Genomic DNA, 22,333 nt, shown 5'->3' with positions numbered 1-22,333 from the left:
CGCCTCCGGTGGCGTGAGAAGTCGTGCGGACGCGGTGTCCGCACGCCCGCTGCGGTACCTGGTACGGCCGCAGTCGGAGATTCGAGGAGCTAAGTCATGCCCCGTCCCACCAAGGGTGCCCGTCTCGGCGGCGGCCCGTCCCACGAGCCGCTGCTGCTGGCCGGCCTGGCCCGCGAGCTGTTCCAGTACGGCCGCATCACCACCACCGAGGCCAAGGCCCGCCGCCTGCGCCCGCTGGCGGAGAAGCTGATCACCAAGGCGAAGAAGGGCGACATCCACAACCGTCGCCTGGTGCGCAAGACCATCACCGACGTGTCGGTGCTGCACACCCTCTTCACCGAGATCGCCCCGCGGTTCGAGAACCGCCCCGGCGGCTACACCCGCATCACCAAGATCGGCGGCCGCCGCGGCGACAACGCGCCGATGGCCGTGATCGAGCTGGTCGAGGGCGAGATCGCCACCAAGGCGACCGTCGCCGAGGCCGAGGCCGCCACCAAGCGCTCCGTCAAGGAGGCCGAGACCAAGGCCGCCGAGACCAAGGCCGCCGAGGCCGAGGAGACCAAGGCCGACGAGGCCGCCGAGACCACCGAGGCCTGAGCCTCCCGGTAGGTCTTCGTCCGGGCCCGCCCTCCCGCTCGTCGGGGGAGCGGGCCCGTTCGCTTTCCGCTTGTCAGACAGGGGAGTTGGAGTGGTGAACGACTGCGCCGAGCTGCCGCCGGTGAAGGACGGCCCGGCGGACGGGCACACCCGGGTCAGGCTGGACCTCGCCTACCACGGCGCGGAGTTCTCCGGCTGGGCCCGGCAGCGCGAACGGCGCACCGTGCAGGGCGAGTTGGAGGACGCGCTGCGGATCGTGCTGCGCAGCGAGGAGAACTTCCCGCTGACCGTGGCCGGCCGCACCGACGCCGGGGTGCACGCCCGCGGCCAGGTCGCGCACGTCGACCTCCCCGACGCGCTCTGGGCCCAGCACGGCGCCAAGCTGCTGCGGCGGCTCGCCGGGCGGCTGCCCGCCGACGTCCGGGTGTACCGGGTGTCCGAGGCGCCGCACGGCTTCGACGCCCGGTTCGCGGCGGTCTGGCGGCGCTACGCGTACCGGGTGGCCGACCACCCCGGCGGGGTCGACCCGCTGCTGCGCGGGCACGTGCTCTGGCACGACCGGCCGCTGGACCTGGAGCGGATGAACGAGGCGGCGGCGCTGCTGGTCGGCGAGCACGACTTCGCGGCGTACTGCAAGAAGCGCGAGGGCGCCACCACCATCCGCACCCTGCTGGAGCTGCACTGGGAGCGGGTGCCGATCGACCCGTACGCGGCCCAGGAGGGCTCGCTGGCGGTGGCCACGGTGCGGGCGGACGCCTTCTGCCACAACATGGTGCGCGCGCTGGTCGGGGCGATGCTGCTGGTCGGCGACGGGCACCGGCCGGTGGAGTTCCCGGGCGAGGTGCTGGCCGGCGGGGTGCGCAACTCGGCGGTCAACGTGATCCGGCCGCACGGGCTGACCCTGGAGGAGGTCGGCTACCCGGCCGACGAACTGCTCGCCGAGCGCAACCGGATCTCGCGGCGGCTGCGGACGCTGGGCGAACCGGCCGGGTAATCCGTTTTGTCGCGGGGTGGGGGCTTGGCACAATTCCGGAGCATGGGACACGTCGAGATTTCGCACCTGGAGTACTACCTGCCGGACGGGCGGGTGCTGTTCGACGACGCGTCCTTCCGGGTCGGCGAGGGCGCGGCCGTCGCCCTGGTCGGCGCCAACGGCGCCGGCAAGACCACGCTGCTGCGCATGATCGCGGGCGACACCCAGCCGCACGGCGGCTCGGTGACCGTCACCGGCGGCCTGGGCGTGATGCGCCAGTTCGTCGGCACCACCGGCCGGGAGAGCGCCGAGGACGCCCCGGGCGCGCTGCCCGCCGACGCCTCGGTGCGCGACCTGCTGGTCTCCGTCGCCCCCGAGCGGATCGCCGACGCGGCCCGCGCGGTGGACGCCGCGGAGCTGGCGATGATCGCGCAGGACGACGAGAAGTCGCAGATGGCCTACGCCCAGGCGCTGTCCGACTGGTCGGACGCCGGCGGCTACGAGTACGAGGCGGACTGGGACGTCTGCACCACGGCGGCCCTGGGCATGCCGTTCGACCGGGCCCAGTGGCGCGGCCTGAACACCCTCTCCGGCGGCGAGCAGAAGCGGCTGGTGCTGGAGGCGCTGCTGCGCGGCCCGGACGAGGTGCTGCTGCTCGACGAGCCGGACAACTACCTGGACGTGCCGGGCAAGCGCTGGCTGGAGGAGGCGATCCGGACCACCGGCAAGACGGTGCTCTACATCTCGCACGACCGCGAGCTGCTCTCCCGCACCGCCGAGAAGATCATCGCGGTGGAGTCCGGCGCGGCCGGCTCCAGCGTCTGGGTGCACGGCGGCGGCTTCGAGTCCTTCCACCAGGCCCGCCAGGACCGCTTCGCGCGCTTCGAGGAGCTCGGCCGCCGCTGGGACGAGGAGCACGCCAAGCTGAAGAAGCTGGTGGTCAACCTGCGGCAGGCGGCCTCGGTCAGCCACGCCCTGGCGACCCGCTACGCCGCCGCGCAGACCCGGCTGAAGAAGTTCGAGGAGGCCGGCCGGCCGGAGGAGCCGCCGCGCGAGCAGTCGATCACCATGCGGCTCAAGGGCGGCCGCACCGGCGTGCGGTCCTTCACCCTGCAGGGCCTGGAGCTGTCCGGCCTGATGAAGCCCTTCGACCTGGAGGTCTACTACGGCGAGCGGGTCGCGGTGCTGGGCTCCAACGGCTCCGGCAAGTCGCACTTCCTGCGGCTGCTGGCCGGGGACGGGACGGTGCGGCACGGCGGCAGCTGGAAGCTCGGCGCCCGGGTGGTGCCGGGGCACTTCCGGCAGACCCACGCCCACCCGGAGCTGCTCGGCCGCACGGTGCGCTCGATCGTCGAGGAGGAGCACGCGCTCTCCCGCGGCGCGGCGATGTCCGCGCTGCGCCGCTACGAGCTGGACCGGCAGGAGGAGCAGAAGTTCGAGTCGCTGTCCGGCGGGCAGCAGGCCCGGCTGATGATCCTCAAGCTGGAGCTGTCGGGCTCCACCGCGCTGCTGCTGGACGAGCCGACCGACAACCTGGACCTGGAGAGCGCCGAGGCGCTCCAGCAGGGCCTGGAGGCGTTCGACGGCACCGTGCTGTGCGTCACCCACGACCGCTGGTTCGCCCGGAGCTTCGACCGCTTCCTGGTGTTCGGCTCGGACGGCCGGGTCTACGAGTCCCCGGAGCCGGTCTGGGACGAGACCCGGGTGGTCCGGGACCGCTGATCCGTCGATGTCGAGGCCGCGGGGCCGGGCCGGTTTGGAATCCGCCCCACCGGCCCGGTATCGTTGGCCGCTGTTGTGCGTATTGGCTCGCTCTATCTCACGTGAGAGGTCGGTACGCCGGAGACGACAGGCCGAACTCCAGCGGCTGCCCGAATTGCGTCCGGGCGGATCGGCTGGAGGCCCCGGGCCTTGGTGCTCCTGTCAGGACCCACTCACTGAAAAGCGAAGGCTACGACCGTGCGTACGTACAGCCCCAAGCCCGGCGACGTCCAGCGTCAGTGGCACGTCATCGACGCGACCGACGTCGTGCTCGGCCGCCTGGCCTCCCAGGCCGCCAACCTCCTGCGGGGCAAGCACAAGGCGATCTACGCGCCGCACGTTGACACTGGTGACTTCGTCATCATCATCAACGCCGACAAGGTGCACCTCTCGGGCAACAAGAAGACCCAGAAGCTGGCCTACCGCCACAGCGGCTTCCCGGGCGGTCTCCGCTCGGTCCGCTACGACGACCTGCTCGCGAACAACCCGGAGAAGGCCGTCGAGAAGGCCATCAAGGGCATGGTTCCGAAGAACAGCCTGGGCCGTCAGATGCTCTCGAAGCTGAAGGTCTACTCGGGCGACCAGCACCCGCACGCTGCGCAGCAGCCGGTGCCGTTCGAGATCACCCAGGTCGCGCAGTAATTCCGGCCACCCACACCCCAACTGACGTAGAAGAGCTGAGGAACACCGTGGCCGAGACTGCCATCGAGAGCACCCTCGAGGTCGACTTCGACGACGAGAACGTCGACGAGTACACCACCGAGACCGAGTACACCACCGAGTCGCTGGCCGGCCGCTTCGGCGAGGCCGTCCCCGGCGCCGGCCTCGGCCGCCGCAAGGAGGCGATCGCCCGCGTGCGCATCGTCCCCGGCACCGGCCAGTGGAAGATCAACGGTCGCACCCTGGAGAACTACTTCCCCAACAAGGTGCACCAGCAGACCGTGAACGAGCCCTTCAAGCTCCTGGAGCTCGACGGCCGTTACGACGTCATCGCCCGCATCGCCGGCGGCGGCGTCTCCGGTCAGGCCTACGCGCTGCGCCTCGGCGTCGCCCGTGCGCTGAACGAGGCGGACGTGGACAACAACCGCGGCCCGCTTAAGAAGGCCGGCTTCCTGACCCGCGACGCCCGCGCCGTCGAGCGCAAGAAGGCCGGTCTCAAGAAGGCCCGCAAGGCGCCGCAGTACAGCAAGCGCTAATCGCACCCTTCATGCGATCCTCGCCCCGGAGCACTTCTGTGCTCCGGGGCGTTGTGCCTCCCGGACCGGTGCGGAGTCCGCGGGGGCGGCACCACACGAGCCCACCACAGGCGCGACAGGACGGGACGAACGCGAACATGGCACGACTCTTCGGTACGGACGGGGTGCGCGGGGTGGCCAACGAGGGCCTGACCGCCGAACTGGCACTGGGCCTGTCGGTGGCCGCCGCGCATGTGCTCGGCGACGCCAACGCGTTCGAGGGGCACCGGCCGGTGGCCGTGGTCGGCCGGGACCCGCGGGCGTCCGGAGAGTTCCTGGAGGCCGCCGTGATCGCCGGCCTGGCCAGCGCCGGCGTGGACGTGCTGCGGGTCGGCGTGCTGCCCACCCCCGCGGTGGCGTACCTGACCGGCGCGCTCGGCGCCGACTTCGGCGTGATGCTGTCCGCCAGCCACAACGCGATGCCCGACAACGGCATCAAGTTCCTCGCCCGCGGCGGCCACAAGCTGGACGACGCGCTGGAGGACGCCATCGAGGCGCACTACCACCGCTACGGCGCCGGCGACGAGAGCTGGAAGCGCCCCACCGGCGCGGCGGTCGGCCGGGTCCGCCAGTACAACGAGGGCTTCGACCGGTACGTGGCGCACCTGGTCGCGGTGCTGCCGAACCGGCTCGACGGGGTGCGGGTGGTCATCGACGGCGCACACGGCGCGGCCGCCCGGGTCGCCCCGGAGGCGTTCGCCCGGGCCGGCGCCGAGGTGGTGTACACCCTGGGCACCGAGCCGACCGGCCTGAACATCAACGACGGCGTCGGCTCCACCCACCTGGACAAGCTGCGGGCCGCGATGAAGGAGCACCGGGCCGACCTGGGCGTCGCCCTGGACGGCGACGCCGACCGCTGCCTGGCCGCCGACGCGGAGGGCAACGAGGTCGACGGCGACCAGATCATCGCGATCCTGGCGGTCGGCATGAAGGAGGCCGGCACGCTGCGCCGCAACACCGCCGTCGCCACCGTGATGTCGAACCTGGGCTTCACCCTGGCGATGGAGCGCGAGGGCATCGGCCTGGTGCACACCGCGGTCGGCGACCGGTACGTGCTGGAGGAGATGAAGCAGCACGGCTACGCGCTGGGCGGCGAGCAGTCCGGGCACGTGATCCTGCTGGACCACGCGACCACCGGCGACGGCACCCTGACCGGCCTGATGCTGGGCGCCCGGCTGGCCGCCACCAAGCAGCCGCTGGCGGACCTGGCCTCGGTGATGACCCGGCTCCCGCAGGTGATGATCAACGTCAAGGGCGTGGACAAGGACCGGGTGGAGTCCTGCGCCGAGCTGCAGGAGGCGGTGGCCGCGGCGGAGGCCGAGCTCGGCACCACCGGCCGGGTGCTGCTGCGCAAGTCCGGCACCGAGCCGCTGGTGCGGGTGATGGTCGAGGCGGTCGGCCAGGAGCAGGCGCAGGACGTTTGCCAGCGGCTCGCCGACGCGGTGCGGCTGCACCTGGGCTGAGCGGGCCGCCGTCGGGGGGAGGGCCCGGCCCTCCCCCCGACGGGCGCCTACTGCTGCGGCTGCGGGGCGTTCTTCTTCACCGGGATCCACACCTGGTAGAAGCCGGTGCCGTAGCTGTTGCGGTACGGGATGCTGACCAGCAGCCGGTACTTGCCCTCGGCGCGCAGCTGCTGGGTGAGCTTGTCGTCGAGGGCGCCGGTGACCGTCCGGTCGAACACCACCACGTCGAAGTAGCTGTCGGTGAGGGCGGCCTTGAAGCCCGCCTCGCCGGTGAGCACCTTCTTGTCCTTGGTCTGGTAGGTGATCGTGTACGTGGACGTCCACTGGTCGAAGCCGACCTGTCGGCGCAGGTAGTAGCGGGGCACCGAGTTCGCCTCGACCAGGTAGTGGCCGTCGGGCACCAGCTGCCGGTCCAGCGTGGTGATCAGCTGGTCGGAGTTCGGCCAGGCGTGGTATAGGCTGGTCGACTGCACCATGCCGAGCACCAGCATGGTGACCCAGGCGAGGATGCCGAGCTGCGGGTGGCGGAAGTGCGAGCCGACCACGCGGGTGATGCCGAGGGCGGCCATCGGGGTGGCGAAGAGCAGGCCGTAGCCGATGTGCTTGTGCAGCGAGACGCTCTCGTGGATCCAGATCTGGTAGGCCGGGGCGAGCAGCGCGGTGCCGGTCAGCAGCAGGCCCATCAGGACGCGCCAGAGCCGGCGCGGCACCCGGACCGCCTGGAGGGTGGGGGCCTCGCTCATCCGGCCCTTGCGGGCGTACAGCACGGTGCCCAGCAGGGCGAGGGCGAACAGCAGGCCGCCCCACTCGGCGCAGTCGCGGAGCATGTCCAGCCGGACGCCGTGGCCGGCGGCCCGGCCGGTGGTGGTGGACCGCAGGCCCTCCAGCACGTCGGAGCCGGTGAGCCGCAGCGCGGCGTAGGCGCCGCCGACCGCGACGGCGGGGATCGTGAACAGCCGCAGCAGCGACCACCAGGCGTGGTGCGGGACGGCGGCCAGGCAGGCCAGCGCGATCACGACCGGGACGTACATCAGCGAGGCGTACTTGACCGCGACGGCCAGCAGCAGCACCGGCGGCATCAGCAGGGTGGCCAGCCACCAGCCGTTGCGGGCGGTGCGCACCGCGAGCCAGGCGGCGAGCGCGATCAGGAACAGCGCCAGCGCGTCGTAGGTGGCCAGCGCGCCCATGAACAGGGTGGACTGGGTGACCGCGAAGCAGGCCGCGGCGACCAGGGCGACCCGCTCGTTGAACAGCCGGCGGGTCATCATGTACAGCAGCGCGGTGGCGCCCAGCATGAACGCCAGCGACAGGGCGCGGGCGCCGGCCAGGCCGAAGTGCGCGTCGGCGGCGGCGGCCAGCGGCGGGTACAGCAGCGGCGAGCCGGAGAAGTACGAGGCGAAGGAGTCCGGCAGCGGGGGGCCGCCCTGGAGGTGGTGCAGCTGCAGGTGGCCCGCGTACAGGTACAGGGCCTCGTCCTCGAAGGCGCTGTTGCCCAGCCGGAGCGTCAGCAGCGCCTGGGTGACCAGGACGACGAGCAGCACCAGGCGGCTGACCCAGGTGCGGCGGCTGCTGGGCAGCGGGTCCCAGCCGACGTCGGGGACGTCGGGGACGGTGTAGCCGGGTTCGGCGGGGGCGGCGTACCGGGGTTCGGCGGGGGCGGACGGCTGCCGCAGCAACTGCTGCTGCAGCAACTGCTGTTGCAGCTGCCGCTGCTCCGCGGCCTCCTCCTCCGGGTCGCGTTCGCCGGTGAACCAGCCGAAGTTCCGCTCCGCCTGGTAGCGGTCCTCCTCGGCCGGGGCCTCGGGGCGGTGGGTGTCGTCGCGCTGCTGCGTCATCAGGGTTTTCTCGGGTCGAAGCCGTACTGCGGGTCGGCGGCGTGCTCCTTGAACGCCTTGAGCGAACTGGGGGTCTTCTCCAGCCGCCAGTCGGCGCGCTTGCTGATGTTGAACCAGACGAAGCCGAGGACGTCGGGGTGCTTCTCGATGCCGGTGAACAGCTCGTTGACGAACGAGGACGCCTTCTTGCCGGGCTCGGCGGCGGTCTCGCTGATGATGAACGGCTTGCCGCTGAACTTGCGGACCTGCTGCATGGTGGGGCCGTAGAGCTGCTCGAAGTCCCGGTCGCAGCACTCGGTCCAGTAGCCGACCATGCCGACCCAGTCGACGTAGCCGTCGCCCGGGTAGTACGGCTGGAGCGGGATCTGCTGGACCGGGTTGACGATGTTCGGGCTCCACACCCAGATGACGTTGGAGGCGCCGCGGTCCTGGAAGATGTCGTGGATCCGGCGCCAGGCCGTCACGAAGTCCTCGGCGCTGTTGGTCTTGGTGCCCCAGTCGTACCAGTGGCCGTTCATCTCGTGGGCGAAGCTGATCGCCACCGGCACGTTGGTCTTCTGCACCGCGGTGGCGAACGCCTTGAGGTAGTCGTCCGAGCCGCCCTTGGCGATGTCGGCCAGCGGGGTGTCGTGCGGCTCCCAGGCGATGTACGGCAGGGCGCCGTTCTGCCAGGTCAGCCGGACGCCGGTGGAGTCGAACTGGTCGCCCCAGCCGGCGTAGTTCTCGACGATGTTGGGCTGCTTGCCGACCATCTCGGTGTACTTCTGCACCGGGTCCCAGGAGGCCGGGGCGCCGTCCAGCGCGACGCCCAGGTACTTCTTGGCGGGCTGGAGCAGCGGCGTCAGGTCGACCGGGGCCCGGCCGCTGGGGTCGGCGGAGGCGACCTGGGTGCTCCCCGGGCCGAAGGCGTCGCCGCCGCCGGAGGAGCCGGGCCGGTCGCAGCCGGTCAGCAGGGCCAGCGTCGCGGCCAGCAGCAGGCAGGCGGCGGTCCGGGCTCGGCGGGTCGGGTTCACGCGGCCTTCTCGCTTCGGGGCTGGAGGAGGGTGCGGCCGACCACCAGGGCGTAGAACAGCCCGGAGGCGAGCACCAGGGCGTAGTCCGGCGGGTAGCCGGTGAGGATGCGCCAGACGGCGACGCCGACCCAGGCCAGCGCGGTGCCGCCGCCCCACACGGACAGCCCGACCCAGAGCCGCCGGGTCCGGTTCTTCTTGGCGGTGCTGGAGCCGGTGGGCTGCCAGGCCATCCGCTTGCGGCGGATGATGTCCCAGATCGCGAAGAAGTGCGCCCAGCCGTACATCATCCGGCAGGACCAGGCCTCCAGGCGGTACGGGACGCGGTGCCAGAGCGGGAAGATCACCGTGGTGTACACCAGGCTGGGCAGCACCAGCCACAGCCGCTCGACCAGGAACATCTCCGGGTGCCAGATCAGCAGGGTGAGCGGGATGACCGGCGACAGGAAGATGAAGATCGCGGTGTGGATGTAGTAGAAGAAGCCGGACATGTAGCAGAGCCGGCTGCTCCAGCGGAGCTTGGTGTCCCAGAACTTGCGGCTGCCGAGCAGGCTCATCGAGCCGGAGCACCAGCGGTACTGCTGGTTGTAGAAGGCGCCGGCGGTGTCCGGGCAGACGCCGGTGGCCAGCGCCAGCGGGACGTAGCGCAGGCCCCAGCCCAGGCGGCGCAGGTCGAAGCCGGTGTGCACGTCCTCGGAGTGCTCGATCAGGGTGGTGCCGCCGTTCTCCTCCAGCGCGGCCCGCCGGTAGACGGCGCAGCTGCCGACGCAGATGGCGCCGTCCCTGGCTTGCCGGGAGACCTGCACGGAGCGGTAGAACAGCTCCTGGACGGCGCCGGCGCCGCGCTCGACCCAGCTCTGCGAGTCCAGGACCCGGAAGTACTGCGGGGACTGCACGATGCCGAGCTTCGGGTCGGCGGCCAGGTGGGGGAGCAGCTCGGTCAGCAGGTCGGCGCGCGGGGTGAAGTCGGCGTCCAGGATGAGGATGAACTCGCCGTCGGAGTTGTCGAACCCGAAGTGCAGGTTGCCGGCCTTCTTGTACCAGCCGCGGTTCGGGCGGGTGCCGTAGCGGAAGCCGAAGTCGGCGGCCATCGCCTCCAGCTCGGGGCTGGCCGAGTCGTCGAGCACGTAGGGCATGCACAGGCCGGGGTAGCTGTCGGCCATCTCCCGGACGTGCGTCCAGGTGTTGTGCAGGATCTCGATGGGCTCGCCGCACACCGGGAGGAAGACGTCGACCGTCGGGTACTGCGCGGGGCGCCAGGAGCGCACCAGCTGGCGGTGGCCCTTGAGGTCGAAGTCGCCGTTGAGGCCGGTGACCCGCAGCGAGATCAGGTAGTAGACCACGGTGAACAGCAGGAACGGCGCGTAGAACCACAGCCAGGGCGAGCCCAGGACCAGGGTGCCCTGGCTGACGACCAGGCAGCCGAAGCTGACCAGCGAGCTGAGCGTCAGCACCCACAGGTGTCGCTTGGTGTACGCGAACTTCTCGCTGTAGTCCGGGGGTTGGGGCAGCAGCCCGACCTGGGGCACCGCCTCTGGCTTCCGGCGGCGCTGGGTGGGGATGGCCGCTCGGCGCCGGTCGCGGCGCGTCGATTCGATACTGCTGGACAAAAGTGGCCCCCGTGAGCCGTGCTTGCGGACTCGATTCGGCCTGCCTGCGCGGCGGTTGCTCGCGAGCCGGCGGCGGCTAGAGTCTAGCCGACGGCTTTTGTCCACTCGGGGCGGGCGAGTGACGCTTTCATTACGGTAGCCCGTGACGACGGCTCAGAAAGCGGACATTTCGGCTTGCTGTGGAGGCGGCATCACCGAATGGGCGCACATGCCCTAGCATTCACGCACATGAGCGATGGGATGGGTGTACCGCAGAGTCCGAACCCTCCGGGCGGCCAGCCGCAGCAGCCCTACAGCGGCGCGCAGCAGGCGCCCGGTCAGCCTTCGGTCCAGGGCGCGCCGCCGTTCCCGCAGCAGCCCCAGCCGCCCCAGCAGTGGCAGCAGCCACAGTACTCCTACCCGGGGCCGCCGCCGGTGCAGCCGGGCCCGCAGCCGGTGCAGCCGCCGGCCGCGCCGGACTGGCAGCAACTGGCCGACCAGCGCGAGGCGCAGGCGCGGCGCAAGCGCACCCTCCTCGTGGTCGGCATCGGCGCGGGCGTGCTGCTGCTCGCCGCGGGCGGGATCTCCGTCGCCCTGCTGAACAAGGACGACAAGACCCCGGACCCGGTCGCCTCCGCCTCGCAGTCGGCCCCGGCCACCGGCTCCCCGAAGGCCAGCGGTTCCCCCAAGCCGTCCGGGAGCGCCTCGCCGGCCAAGCCGCTGCCCCCGGCGGTCACCTCCGACGTGCTGTTCGCCGACCAGTCGCTGAACATCGGCGGGCACAACTACGTGCGCAAGACCATCGCCAACACCGACACGTGCTGGAAGGCAACCGGCGGCGGCCTCGGCGACGTCCTCAGCGGTGCCAACTGCAACCGGCTGATGCGGGCCACCTACTTCACCGGCAACACGGCGGTGACGGTGGGCGTCGCGGTCTTCAAGGACGAGGCGGACGCGAAGAAGGCGGGCAGCGGCGTCAAGGGCCAGATCCAGCCGCTGTTCGGCCAGGACGACGTCGCCGTGTTCTGCCGTGACGTCTCCTGCGCGCTGACCAACCGGGTCGAGGGCCGCTACCTGGTGTTCACCGTCGCGGGTCCGATCGGCGGCGCCGCGGGCGACCAGGACCAGGTCGCCCAGAGCTCCGGCAAGGAACTCGACGGCTACTTCGACCAGTTGCTGACCAAGGGGGCCTGACCTCCGGCCGAAGGAGGAACGGATGAACCGCCGATCGTGGTGCCGCGGCGCGGTGGCCCTGGTGCTGCTCGCCGCCGGGGTGGCGTGCTCGGCGCAGTCCGACGGCACCGGCCCGGCCGGCGCCCTGTTCGGCGACGACCGGGACGCCTCCGCGCCCCCCGCGGCCACCGCCCCGCAGTCCCCGGCCGTCCCGCCGACCAAGGACGACCTGCTGCGCTCCGACGGGGTGTACTTCGGGGTCAGCACCTACCAGACGCCGCTGGCCGCCGAGACCGACGCGGTCGCGGCGGCGGCCGGCAAGCGGCCGACGATGCTGCAGTACTTCCTGGACTGGCGCAAGGAGTTCGACCCGGAGACGGTGCGGGAGATCTACCGGCAGGGCGCGGTGCCGATGCTCACCTGGGAGCCCGGGGACGCCCCCTACCAGGCCGACCAGTCCGGGTACACCACCCGCCGGATCGCCGACGGCGAGTTCGACGCGTACGTCACCCGCTTCGCCCGGGCGGTGCGCGACCAGCAGTGGCCGGTGGTGCTGCGGTTCGCGCACGAGATGAACGGCGACTGGTACCCGTGGGGGTCGAACGTCAACGGCAACCGGCCGGGCGACTACGCGGCGGCCTGGCGGCACGTGCACGACGTCTTCGCCCGGGAGCACGCGGACAACGTGATCTGGCTGTGGAGCCCGAACGTGCTGCGCGGCACCTCCGGCGACCTGAAGGACCTCTACCCGGGCGACGCGTACGTCGACTGGCTGGGCATGGACGGCTACGGCTTCGGCGAGGCCACCGCGGGCGAGGTCCTCGACCCGACGTACCTCCGGCTGCGCGAGATCGCCGACAAGCCGGTGTTCGTCTCCGAGACCGGCGCGATGCCGGGCGCGGGCAAGGCCGGCTGGATCACCGACATGTTCCGCTGGATCGCCGCCCACCCGAAGGTGCCCGGCTTCGTCTGGTTCGAGCACAGCGTCGAGGAGGGCGGCCGCTACGACTACCGCTTCACCGCCGACCAGGCCACCCGCAAGGCGTTCGCGGACGGCCTGGCCACCCTGAAGCTGCGCGGCTGGCCGGTGGCGGACCGCCCGGCGTCCTGACGCCCGCTCAGAGCTTGCGCAGCAGCGCCCGGCGGACCTTGTGGTCCTGGCCCTTCTGCAGCACCAGGGTGGCCCGGCCGCGGGTGGGCAGCACGTTCTCCAGCAGGTTCGGCCGGTTGATGGTCCGCCAGACCTGGCGGCCGTAGTCCATCGCCTCCTCCTCGGGCACCTCGGTGAAGCGCCGGAAGTAGGAGTTCGGGTCCTGGAACGCGGTCCGCCGCAGCTTGCGGAACCGGTCCAGGTACCAGGCCTCGATGTCGTCGGTGCGGGCGTCCACGTAGATCGAGAAGTCGAAGTAGTCGGCGACCGCCATCCTGGTCCGGCCGTCGGTGCCGGGCAGCGCCGGCTGGAGCACGTTCAGGCCCTCGACGATCAGGATGTCGGGGCGCTCCACCACCAGCCGCTCGCCCGGCACGATGTCGTACACCAGGTGCGAGTACACCGGCGCCGTCACCCGCTCCTTGCCGGCCTTCACGTCCGCGACGAAGCGCATCAGGGCCCGCCGGTCGTACGACTCGGGGAAGCCCTTGCGGGCCATCAGGCCGCGCCGGCGCAGCTCCGCGTTGGGCAGCAGGAAGCCGTCGGTGGTGACCAGCTCCACCCGCGGGTGCTCGGGCCAGCGGGCCAGCAGCGCCTGCAGCAGGCGGGCCGTGGTGGACTTGCCGACCGCGACCGAACCGGCCACGCCGATGATGAACGGGGTGCGCACCCGCTCGGTGTCGGGCGTGTCGAGGAAGCTCCCGATCGCGCCGCGCAGCTCGTGGGTGGCGTGCACGTACAGGTTCAGCAGCCGCGACAGCGGCAGGTAGACGTCCCGCACCTCGTCGAGGTCCAGGGCGGTGCCGAGCCCGCGCAGGCGCTCGACCTCCTCCGCGGTCAGCGGCAGCGGGGTGCGCTCGCGCAGCGCGCTCCACTCGGCGCGGTCCAGATCCACGTACGGGGAGGGAGTGGGCGCCGGGGCGGCGCCCTTCGTACAGAGTTCGGTCAGCACGGTGTCCATTGTGGGCCGTCCGCGGGCCGCCGGGTGCTGTGGTGTCGGTCACCCGGTGTGGTCATCCGACCGCTCAGTGGCCGAACATTCGCACCTATGCTGGCGCACATGTGCGGAATTGTTGGATATACGGGGCCGCAGGCGGCCCTGGACGTAGTGATCGCAGGACTGCGGAGGCTGGAGTACCGGGGCTACGACTCGGCCGGCGTCGCGGTCCAGACCGAGGGAGCCGACGGGCAGTGGCTCCTCACCACCGACAAACGGGCCGGGAAGCTCGTCAACCTGGAGAAGTCGCTGGCCGAAACCCCTCTCCCGGCCGGCACCACGGGCATCGGACACACCCGCTGGGCCACCCACGGCGGCCCCACCGACGCCAACGCCCACCCCCACCTGGACGACCACCGCAGGGTCGCGGTGGTCCACAACGGCATCATCGAGAACTTCGCGCGGCTGCGCGCCGACCTCGCCGACCGGGGCCACACCCTCCGCTCCGAGACCGACACCGAGGTCGTCGCCCACCTGCTCGCCGAGGCCTACGACGGCGACCTGGCCGAGGCCATGCGCGTCGTCTGCCGCCAGCTCGACGGCGCCTTCACCCTGGTCGCGGTGCACGCCGACGCCCCCGGCACGGTGGTCGGCGCCCGCCGCAACTCCCCGCTGGTGGTCGGCGTCGGCGAGGGCGAGAACTTCCTCGCCTCCGACGTCGCCGCGTTCATCGAGCACACCCGCGAGGCCATCGAGCTCGGCCAGGACCAGGTCGTCGAGCTGCGCCCCGAGGGCGTCACGGTGACCGACTTCGACGGCGCGCCCGCCGAGGTCCGCGAGTACCACGTCGACTGGGACGCCTCGGCCGCCGAGAAGGGCGGCTACGACTACTTCATGCTCAAGGAGATCGCCGAGCAGCCCAAGGCCGTCGCCGACACCCTCCTCGGCCGGATCGGCACCGACGGCAGGCTCACCCTCGACGAGCTGCGCATCCCCGACCAGGTGCTGCGCGAGGTCGACAAGGTGGTGATCGTCGCCTGCGGCACCGCCTTCCACGCCGGGATGATCGCCAAGTACGCGATCGAGCACTGGACCCGCATCCCCTGCGAGGTCGAGGTCGCCAGCGAGTTCCGCTACCGCGACCCGATCATGGACGACCGCACCCTGGTCGTCGCGATCTCGCAGTCCGGCGAGACCATGGACACCCTGATGGCGCTGCGGCACGCCCGCGAGCAGGGCGCGAAGGTCCTGGCGATCTGCAACACCAACGGGTCGACCATCCCGCGGGAGTCCGACGCCGTCCTCTACACCCACGCCGGCCCCGAGGTCGCGGTCGCCTCCACCAAGGCGTTCCTCACCCAGCTGGTCGCCTGCTACCTGGTCGCCCTCTACCTGGGCCAGGTGCGCGGCACCAAGTGGGGCGACGAGATCTCCTCGGTCATCCGCGAGCTCGGCGACGCCCCCCGGCAGGTCGAGCAGGTCCTCGGCACCATGGAGCCCGTCCGGGCGCTCGCCCGCTCGCTGGCCGACGCCCGCTCGGTGCTCTTCCTCGGCCGGCACGTCGGCTACCCCGTCGCCCTCGAAGGCGCGCTCAAGCTCAAGGAGCTCGCCTACATGCACGCCGAGGGCTTCGCCGCCGGCGAGCTCAAGCACGGCCCGATCGCCCTGATCGAGGAGGGCCTGCCGGTGGTCGTGGTGGTGCCCTCGCCGCGCGGCCGCTCGATCCTGCACGACAAGATCGTCTCCAACATCCAGGAGATCAGGGCCCGCGGCGCCCGGACCATCGTGATCGCCGAGGAGGGCGACGAGGCCGTCGTCCCCTACGCCGACCACCTGATCCGCATCCCCGCCACCCCCACCCTCCTGCAGCCCCTGGTCTCCACCGTCCCGCTCCAGGTCTTCGCCTGCGAGCTGGCTACCGCCAAGGGCCACGAGGTCGACCAGCCGCGCAACCTCGCCAAGTCCGTCACGGTCGAGTAGCCCGCGTATCGTCCATGCCTGCGTAGTGGGTACCCACGACGCAGGCATGGACGAAGGAGCAGGACGTGATCATCGGGGTCGGCATCGACGTGGCGGACATCGGGCGGTTCGGGGAGTCCCTGGAACGCACCCCCGGCCTCGCCGAACGCCTCTTCACCCCCGCCGAACTCACCCTCCCCTCCGGCCGGCGCCGCGGCACCGCCTCGCTGGCGGCCCGCTTCGCCGCGAAGGAGGCCGTCGCCAAGGCCCTCGGCGCCCCGCCCGGCCTGCACTGGGAGGACGCCGAGGTCCGGGTCGAAGAATCCGGCCGCCCCCTGCTGCACGTCACCGGCACCGTCGAGGCCCGGGCCGCCGCGCTCGGCGTCACCTCCTGGCACATCTCGCTCAGCCACGACGCGGGCGTCGCCTCGGCGGTGGTCATCGCCGAGGGCTGAGACGCTTCGTCGGACGAAGGGGAACAAGCCAGAGGACTCGGACGAGAACGGCGGGAGGCGCGCATTCAGGGGCTCGGGGAACGGCGAGTCCGTGCTGCTGGTGGCCGGAGCCCATCTGGGGTCCGTGCTGCTGCGTGTCTTTGACGGAACCCGAAGCCGATGGGCGCAACGGCAGTGCACCGCCAGCAGCCTGGGCCTCGCCGTTCCCCGAGCCCCTGAACGCGCCTCCCGTCGAGAATGGAGAACCCGCATGCGCCACGCCCACACCGTCGAGCAGGTCCGGGCCGCCGAGGCCGCGCTGATGGCCCGGCTGCCGGAGGGGACGCTGATGCAGCGGGCCGCCGCCGGGCTGGCCGCCGTCTGCGCCGGGCTGCTGCCCCGGGTGTACGGCAGCCGGGTGCTGGTGCTGGCCGGATCGGGGGACAACGGGGGCGACGCCCTCTTCGCCGCCGCCCGGCTCGCCCGCCGCGGCGCCCGGGCCGAGGCGCTGCTGCTGGACCCGGCGAAGGCGCACGCCGAGGGCCTGGCCGCGCTGCGCGCCGCCGGCGGCCGGGTCACCGACGACCCGGACGCCTTCACCCGGGCCGACCTGGTGCTGGACGGCATCGTCGGCATCGGCGGCCGCGGCCCGCTGCGCCCCGCCGCGGCCCCGTTCGCCACGAGGGAGCGCCGCGGCCGCCTGGTCGCCGTGGACGTCCCCTCCGGCGTGGACCCGGACACCGGCGAGGCCGCCGGGCCCGCGCTGCGCGCCGACGTCACGGTCTGCTTCGGCACCCACAAGCCGGGCCTGCTGATCGACCCCGGCGCGCAGTACGCGGGCGTCGTCCACCTGGTCGGCCTCGGGCTCGACCTGCCGCCCGCCCCCGTCGAGGCGCTCCAGCACGCCGACGTGGCCGCGCTGCTGCCCGCCCCCGGCGCGGAGAGCGACAAGTACCGGCGCGGGGTGGTCGGCGTCGCCGCCGGATCGGCCCGCTACCCGGGCGCGGCGGTGCTGGCCGTCGCCGGGGCGCTGCACGGCGGGGCCGGGGCGGTGCGCTACACCGGACACGCGGCGGCCGAGGTGGTCCGCCGCCACCCCGAGGCGCTGGTCACCGAGGACGGCCCGGCCCGGGCCGGTCGCGTCCAGGCCTGGGTGGTCGGCCCGGGCGGCGGCGAGGACGCCGAACGCACCCTGCGCGAGGCGCTGGACACCGGCGCGCCCGTCCTGGCCGACGCCGACGCGCTCACCGAACTCGCCCGGCTCGGCCCGTCCGCGCTGGCCGGCCGCGACGCGCCCGTCCTGCTCACCCCGCACGCCGGGGAGGCCGCCCGGCTGCTCGCGGGCGTCGGCGAGGACACCGACGCCGAGGCGGTCGCCGCCCGGCGGCTGCGGACCGCCCGGCTGCTCGCCGCGCGGTACGGCGCGACCGTGCTGCTCAAGGGCTCCACGACGGTCGTCGCCGACCCGGACGGCCGGGCCCGGGTCAACTCCACCGGCACCGGCTGGCTCGGCACCGCGGGCAGCGGCGACGTCCTCTCCGGCCTGGCCGGCTCGCTGCTCGCCACCGGCCTCACCCCGCTGGACGCCGCCTCCGCCGCCGCCCACCTGCACGGCCTGGCCGGCCGCCACGCCGCCGCCCCGGGCGCCCCGATCACCGCCCTCGACCTCGCGGGCGCACTCCACCACGCCTGGGCCTCGCTCGCCTGAACGGGGCCCGGGGAACGGCGGGGCCCGGCCTGCTGACGGCGCACTGCCGGGGCGCGCATCCGCTTCCGGTTCCCGCCACCGCACGCGGCAGCGCGGACTCGCCGTTCCCCGAGCCCCTGATGGGGCTCGCCGCCCGGGTCTGGGAGACTGATACGCGATGACGACTGCGAACACCACCGGGACGCCCGCCCTGGCCCAGGGGGCGCGGGCCGAGGCGACCATCGACCTGGCCGCGCTGCGCGACAACCTGGCCGCGCTGCGGGCCCGCACCAACGGGCCCGAGCTGATGGCCGTGGTCAAGGCGGACGCCTACGGCCACGGCGCGCTCAGGTGTGCCCGGGAGGCCGTCGCGGCCGGGGCCGGGTGGCTGGGGACGGCGACGCCGGAGGAGGCGCTCGCGCTGCGGGCCGCCGGGATCGGGCCGGAGCAGGCCCGCATCCTGTGCTGGCTGTGGACGCCGGGCGGGCCGTGGGCCCGGGCGCTGCGGGAGTCGGTGGACATCTCGGTCAGCGGCCAGTGGGCGCTGGACGAACTGCTCGCCGCCGTCCGGGAGACCGGCGTCCCGGCCCGGGTGCACCTGAAGGCCGACACCGGCCTGGGCCGCAACGGCTGCCAGCCGCACGACTGGCCGGACCTGGTGGAGAACGCGGTCAAGGCGCAGTCCGACGGCCTGCTGCGGGTGGTCGGCGTCTGGTCGCACTTCGCGGCCGCCGACGAGCCCGGCCACCCCTCGATCCAGGCCCAGCTGGACTCGTTCGCGCAGGTCCTGGCGTTCGCCGAGCGGGCCGGCGTCGACCCCGAGGTGCGGCACATCGCCAACTCCCCGGCGACGCTGCTGCTGCCGCAGTCGCACTACGACCTGGTCCGGCCCGGCCTCGCCCTGTACGGCCTGTCGCCCGTCCCGGAGGTCGGCGGGCCCGCCGACTTCGGGCTGCGGCCGGTGATGTCGCTGGCGGCCCGGCTGGCGCTGGTCAAGCACGTGCCCGGCGGCCACGGCGTCTCGTACGGGCACCACTACACGACGCCGGGCCCGACCACGCTCGGCCTGGTCCCGCTCGGCTACGGGGACGGCGTGCCGCGGCACGCCAGCAACACCGGGCCGGTGCAGATCGGCGCCACCCGCTACCGGGTGGCCGGGCGGGTCGCGATGGACCAGTTCGTCGTCGACCTCGGCGGGGACACCCCGGAGGTCGGCGCGGAGGTGCTGCTGTTCGGCGCCGGCGACCGGGGCGAGCCCACCGCGGAGGACTGGGCGCGGGCCTCCGGCACCATCGCGTACGAGGTCATCACCCGGATCGGGGGCCGGGTCCCGCGACGCTACGTCGGCGGACTGCGGGGGTGAGCGGTGGCTGAGGAGTCCTCCTCCGGCGGGGTGTCCCGGGCCGGGCTGATCGGCATCTCGCTGGGCGTGCTGGCGGCCGGCGCCGCCGCCGGGGTGGCGATCGAGCGGCTGACCGTCGGCCGGGCGATGCGCAGGCGGGCCCGCGAGGAGCTGGACGCGGCGGCCGCCTTCGGCTCGCTGCGCGGCACCCCGACGACGGTGGCCGCCGCCGACGGCACCGAACTGCACGTCGAGGTCGACGAGGCGGCCGGGGCGCCCGGCCCCACCGTGGTGTTCTGCCACGGCTACTGCCTCAACCAGGACAGCTGGCACTTCCAGCGGGCCGCCCTGCGCGGCGCGCTGCGCACCGTGTTCTGGGACCAGCGCAGCCACGGCCGCTCCGAGCGCTCCCGCTCGTACCTGGGCGGCGAGCCCGCCTCGATCGACCTGCTCGGCGCCGACCTCAAGGCGGTGCTGGACGCGGCCGCCCCCGAGGGGCCGGTCGTGCTGGTCGGGCACTCGATGGGCGGGATGACGGTGATGGCGCTCGCCGACCGGCACCCCGAGCTGTTCGGCCCGGACGGCCGGGTGGTCGGCGTCGCGCTGGTCGGCACCCTGGCGGGCGACTGGGACGCGGTGCCGCTGGGCCTGCCCGCGGTCGGTGCCAAGGTGGTCAAGCGGGTCGCGCCCGGGGTGATAAGGGCGCTGGGCCGCCAGGTCGAGCTGGTGGAGGCGACCCGGCGCTGGGGCTCCGACCTGGCCGCGGTGTTCTACCGGCGGTTCTCGTTCGGGAGCCGGGACGTCGACCCGGCGGTCGCCCGGTTCGCCGAGCAGCTGCTGGACGCCACCCCCATCGACGTGGTCGCCGAGTTCTACCCGACCTTCTCCGCGCACGACAAGCGCGCCGCGCTGGCCGCCCTGGACGGCCTGCCGGTCCTCGTCCTGGCCGGGACCAAGGACCTGCTGACCCCGCCCGAGTACTCCGAGGCGATCGCCGCCGAACTGCCCGGCGCCCGGCTGGTGCTGGTCGAGGGCGCCGGGCACCTGGTGATGCTGGAGCGCCCCGGCACCGTCGACCACGAGCTCGCCGTACTGCTGGAGCGCGCCGCCGAGCGCGCCGGGACGGGCCCGCTGCCGTCGGCCGTGCGGGAGCTGGCGCAGGAGCCGGCCGGGGACTGAACGGGGCGCTCCGCCCGGTGTGGCACCTTAGGGGTGGCCGCAACGATCGAAGAAGGACGCCATGGGTTCGCAGACCACTCTGACCGTCGAAACCGCGGAGCGGATGACCGGCCTCGGCCGGCGCCTGGCCGCCCTGCTGCGCCCCGGCGACCTGGTGCTGCTGTCGGGGGAGCTGGGCGCGGGCAAGACCACGCTGACCCGCGGCCTGGGCGAGGGCCTGGGCGTGCGCGGCGCGGTCACCTCGCCGACCTTCGTGATCGCCCGGGTGCACCCCTCGCTGACCGGCGGCCCCGCGCTGGTGCACGTGGACGCGTACCGGCTGGGCGGCGGGCTGGAGGAGATGGAGGACCTCGACCTGGACGTGTCGTTGCCCGAGTCGGTGGTCGTGGTCGAGTGGGGCGAGGGCAAGGTCGAGGAGCTGTCCGAGGACCGGCTGGAGATCCGGATCGAGCGGACCCTCGGCGGCGAGGCGGTGGGCGCGCCGGACGAGGAGGCGGACGGGCGCCGGGTCGTGCTGACCGGGCTGGGCGGTCGCTGGGACGGTGCGGACCTCACCGGATTGGGTGAGAACTGAGCCGGGTTTCCGACACCCTGTCGGGAAACGGTTGCGGCGCACCGCGCGGGCGTGATGGGATGGCGCCAGCAGGTTAGGTATGCCTAACTAGGGAGGCGCCCGATGCCGAGCACACCCCCCACGAACCACCCGGACCAGGACCGCCCGGACCGCACGCACCCCGCGACCCTCGCGGACGCGGGCGCCGGGGAGCACCCGGAGCGCACCGCCGCCGCGCCCGTGCCGATGCGCGCCCTGCTGGCGTCCTGCCGGGCAGCCGAGGCGGTCTCCACCCCGCCGGAGCGGCGCGCCGCCTAGGGCGCGTATTTGGTTGTGATCATTCTGGGAAGTTGTCTTCGCGGTGCGGTCTGATCCGGTAGACCGTGTTCCGTGACGCGAGTGCAACTATCAGATGCAGAGTGGGAGTTCATCGAGCCGTACCTGCCGATCGGCGAGTACGGCCCGTACCCCGAACAACTGCGCCGGCAGTTCGAGGGCGTGGTCTGGCACTTCAAGACCGGCAGCCAGTGGCGTGAGACGCCGAGGGAGTTCGGCGCCTGGTCGACCGTCCACAACCGGTTCCGGCAATGGCGGGACGCCGGCGTCTTCGAGGCCCTGCTGGAAGGCGCGATCGCGGAGGCCGCCAAGCGGGGTGAGGTGGACCTGTCGCTGGTCAGCGTTGACTCCACCACCGTCCGGGCCCACCATGACGCCGCTGGGATACACCTGGACCCCGACACGCTCGCCGATCTGGAGAAGGCCGCCGAGGAAGCGGAGAAGGCCCGCCAAAAGGGGGCAGCTCGGAGGGACAAGACGGGCAGGGCGCCACAGACGACCCGGAGCAGGACGAGCGGCGGCGTGTCCGGCGCAGGCGAAAGCTCCGGCTGAAGGCTGCCCTGCTCGGGCGGTCCAGGGGCGGTCAGACCAGCAAGGTCCACGTCGTCGGCGAGCGTAAGTGCCGCCCGCTGGTGCTCGTTCTGACCGAGGGGCAAGCCGCCGACAGCCCGCAGTTCATCCCCGTGCTGAAGAAGATGCGGGTTCGCGGGCCGGCCGGCCGCCCCCGCACCCGACCCGACGCGGTCGCCGGAGACATGGCCTACTCGTCCCGCGGCAATCGCTCCTACCTGCGCAAACGCCACATCAAAGCGGTCATCCCGGAGAAGAGGGACCAGGCCGCCAACCGGAAGAAGAAGGGCAGCGGAGGCGGTCGTCCCGTCAGCCATGACGCCGAGCTCTACAGAGAGCGGAACACCGTCGAGCGCCTGATCAACAAGCTGAAGGCCTGGCGGGGCATCGCCACCCGGTTCGACAAGAAGCCCGAGAGTTACCTCGCCGGCCTCCAGCTTCGCGGCGCCATGATCTGGATCAAGGACCTCACCAGAGCCACCGCTTGATCACGACCAAATACGCGCCCTAGGGCCTGTCCGGTCGGTCTTGTCGGATCAGCGCGCGGCTC

General features: G+C 72.8%; 19 protein-coding genes and 1 pseudogene. 16 read left to right on the top strand and 4 right to left on the bottom strand.

All coding sequences use genetic code 11. From position 1 onward, the window contains the following. Positions 1-96: 96 nt before the first annotated feature. The 6 genes from rplQ to glmM all read left to right on the top strand — a co-directional run bounded on the left by rplQ (position 97) and on the right by glmM (position 6,029). A complete protein-coding gene (gene rplQ, locus HUT16_RS13675) occupies positions 97-597 on the top strand; it encodes a 50S ribosomal protein L17 (RefSeq protein ID WP_033213976.1) in 501 nt (166 codons plus the stop codon). A gap of 91 nt (positions 598-688) precedes the next feature. Continuing rightward, positions 689-1,591, top strand: coding sequence for a tRNA pseudouridine(38-40) synthase TruA (gene truA, locus HUT16_RS13670; RefSeq protein ID WP_254897799.1), 903 nt, complete (start codon positions 689-691; stop codon positions 1,589-1,591). 42 nt (positions 1,592-1,633) lie between these two features. Beyond that, the gene (locus tag HUT16_RS13665) at positions 1,634-3,292 is read left to right on the top strand and encodes an ABC-F family ATP-binding cassette domain-containing protein (protein ID WP_176188488.1); all 1,659 of its coding nucleotides are present in this window, start codon (positions 1,634-1,636) and stop codon (positions 3,290-3,292) included. A gap of 237 nt (positions 3,293-3,529) precedes the next feature. Beyond that, positions 3,530-3,973 (top strand): 50S ribosomal protein L13, encoded by a 444-nt coding sequence (gene rplM, locus HUT16_RS13660; protein ID WP_014136251.1) that lies wholly within the window; start codon positions 3,530-3,532, stop codon positions 3,971-3,973. A gap of 47 nt (positions 3,974-4,020) precedes the next feature. Then, positions 4,021-4,527 carry a 30S ribosomal protein S9 gene (rpsI, locus tag HUT16_RS13655; protein WP_176188487.1) on the top strand — a complete coding sequence of 169 codons (507 nt, stop codon included), beginning with the start codon at positions 4,021-4,023 and terminating at the stop codon, positions 4,525-4,527. 137 nt (positions 4,528-4,664) lie between these two features. After that, on the top strand, positions 4,665-6,029 hold the full coding sequence (glmM, locus tag HUT16_RS13650) for a phosphoglucosamine mutase (protein WP_176188486.1): 1,365 nt from the start codon (positions 4,665-4,667) through the stop codon (positions 6,027-6,029). A 47-nt stretch (positions 6,030-6,076) separates the two neighbouring features. Here the strand turns inward: glmM and HUT16_RS13645 are convergent, their stop codons facing one another. From HUT16_RS13645 to HUT16_RS13635, 3 genes are read right to left on the bottom strand one after another with little or no spacing between them, the layout of a single operon-like run. Continuing rightward, on the bottom strand, positions 6,077-7,864 hold the full coding sequence (locus tag HUT16_RS13645) for a glycosyltransferase family 39 protein (protein WP_176188485.1): 1,788 nt from the start codon (positions 7,862-7,864) through the stop codon (positions 6,077-6,079). Beyond that, positions 7,864-8,877: a glycoside hydrolase family 26 protein gene (locus tag HUT16_RS13640; RefSeq protein WP_176188484.1), complete on the bottom strand. Its 1,014-nt coding sequence runs from the start codon at positions 8,875-8,877 to the stop codon at positions 7,864-7,866. The genes HUT16_RS13645 and HUT16_RS13640 overlap by 1 nt, the downstream gene beginning before the upstream one ends. After that, the gene (locus HUT16_RS13635; RefSeq protein WP_176188483.1) at positions 8,874-10,403 is read right to left on the bottom strand and encodes a glycosyltransferase family 2 protein; all 1,530 of its coding nucleotides are present in this window, start codon (positions 10,401-10,403) and stop codon (positions 8,874-8,876) included. Before HUT16_RS13635 ends, HUT16_RS13640 begins: the two co-directional genes overlap by 4 nt. A 321-nt stretch (positions 10,404-10,724) precedes the next feature. On the opposite strand from HUT16_RS13635, the gene HUT16_RS13630 reads away from it, so the two are divergent. Beyond that, the gene (locus tag HUT16_RS13630; protein WP_176188482.1) at positions 10,725-11,657 is read left to right on the top strand and encodes a hypothetical protein; all 933 of its coding nucleotides are present in this window, start codon (positions 10,725-10,727) and stop codon (positions 11,655-11,657) included. A gap of 22 nt (positions 11,658-11,679) precedes the next feature. Next, the gene (locus HUT16_RS13625) at positions 11,680-12,747 is read left to right on the top strand and encodes a glycoside hydrolase family 26 protein (RefSeq protein WP_176188481.1); all 1,068 of its coding nucleotides are present in this window, start codon (positions 11,680-11,682) and stop codon (positions 12,745-12,747) included. Between the two features lie 7 nt (positions 12,748-12,754). On the opposite strand, the gene coaA is transcribed toward HUT16_RS13625, so the two are convergent. After that, positions 12,755-13,747: a type I pantothenate kinase gene (coaA, locus tag HUT16_RS13620; RefSeq protein ID WP_176188480.1), complete on the bottom strand. Its 993-nt coding sequence runs from the start codon at positions 13,745-13,747 to the stop codon at positions 12,755-12,757. Positions 13,748-13,846: 99 nt separating this feature from the next. Here coaA and glmS point away from each other — a divergent pair, with 99 nt between their 5' ends. The 8 genes and pseudogenes from glmS (at position 13,847) to HUT16_RS13580 (ending at position 22,271) form a co-directional block, all read left to right on the top strand. Further along, entirely contained in the window at positions 13,847-15,703 is a 1,857-nt protein-coding gene (gene glmS / locus HUT16_RS13615) for a glutamine--fructose-6-phosphate transaminase (isomerizing) (protein WP_176192662.1), read from the top strand. Positions 15,704-15,768: 65 nt separating this feature from the next. Continuing rightward, entirely contained in the window at positions 15,769-16,137 is a 369-nt protein-coding gene (locus HUT16_RS13610) for a holo-ACP synthase (RefSeq protein ID WP_176188479.1), read from the top strand. Positions 16,138-16,387: 250 nt separating this feature from the next. Next, complete coding sequence (locus HUT16_RS13605; RefSeq protein ID WP_176188478.1) at positions 16,388-17,824, top strand: NAD(P)H-hydrate dehydratase; 1,437 nt, start codon at positions 16,388-16,390, stop codon at positions 17,822-17,824. A gap of 157 nt (positions 17,825-17,981) precedes the next feature. Further along, complete coding sequence (alr, locus tag HUT16_RS13600) at positions 17,982-19,166, top strand: alanine racemase (RefSeq protein ID WP_176188477.1); 1,185 nt, start codon at positions 17,982-17,984, stop codon at positions 19,164-19,166. Between the two features lie 3 nt (positions 19,167-19,169). Next, complete coding sequence (locus HUT16_RS13595) at positions 19,170-20,324, top strand: alpha/beta fold hydrolase (RefSeq protein WP_254897798.1); 1,155 nt, start codon at positions 19,170-19,172, stop codon at positions 20,322-20,324. A gap of 61 nt (positions 20,325-20,385) precedes the next feature. Then, on the top strand, positions 20,386-20,898 hold the full coding sequence (gene tsaE / locus HUT16_RS13590; protein WP_176188476.1) for a tRNA (adenosine(37)-N6)-threonylcarbamoyltransferase complex ATPase subunit type 1 TsaE: 513 nt from the start codon (positions 20,386-20,388) through the stop codon (positions 20,896-20,898). A gap of 102 nt (positions 20,899-21,000) precedes the next feature. Further along, complete coding sequence (locus HUT16_RS13585) at positions 21,001-21,195, top strand: hypothetical protein (protein ID WP_176188475.1); 195 nt, start codon at positions 21,001-21,003, stop codon at positions 21,193-21,195. Between the two features lie 72 nt (positions 21,196-21,267). Further along, positions 21,268-22,271: pseudogene (locus tag HUT16_RS13580) on the top strand (IS5 family transposase). Positions 22,272-22,333: the final 62 nt, after the last annotated feature.

The sequence above is a fragment of the Kitasatospora sp. NA04385 genome, assembly GCF_013364235.1.
In the GTDB taxonomy this organism is placed as follows: domain Bacteria; phylum Actinomycetota; class Actinomycetes; order Streptomycetales; family Streptomycetaceae; genus Kitasatospora.
Note: the sequence above shows the minus strand (reverse complement) of the source record. Positions and strands in the feature narration are given on the sequence as shown.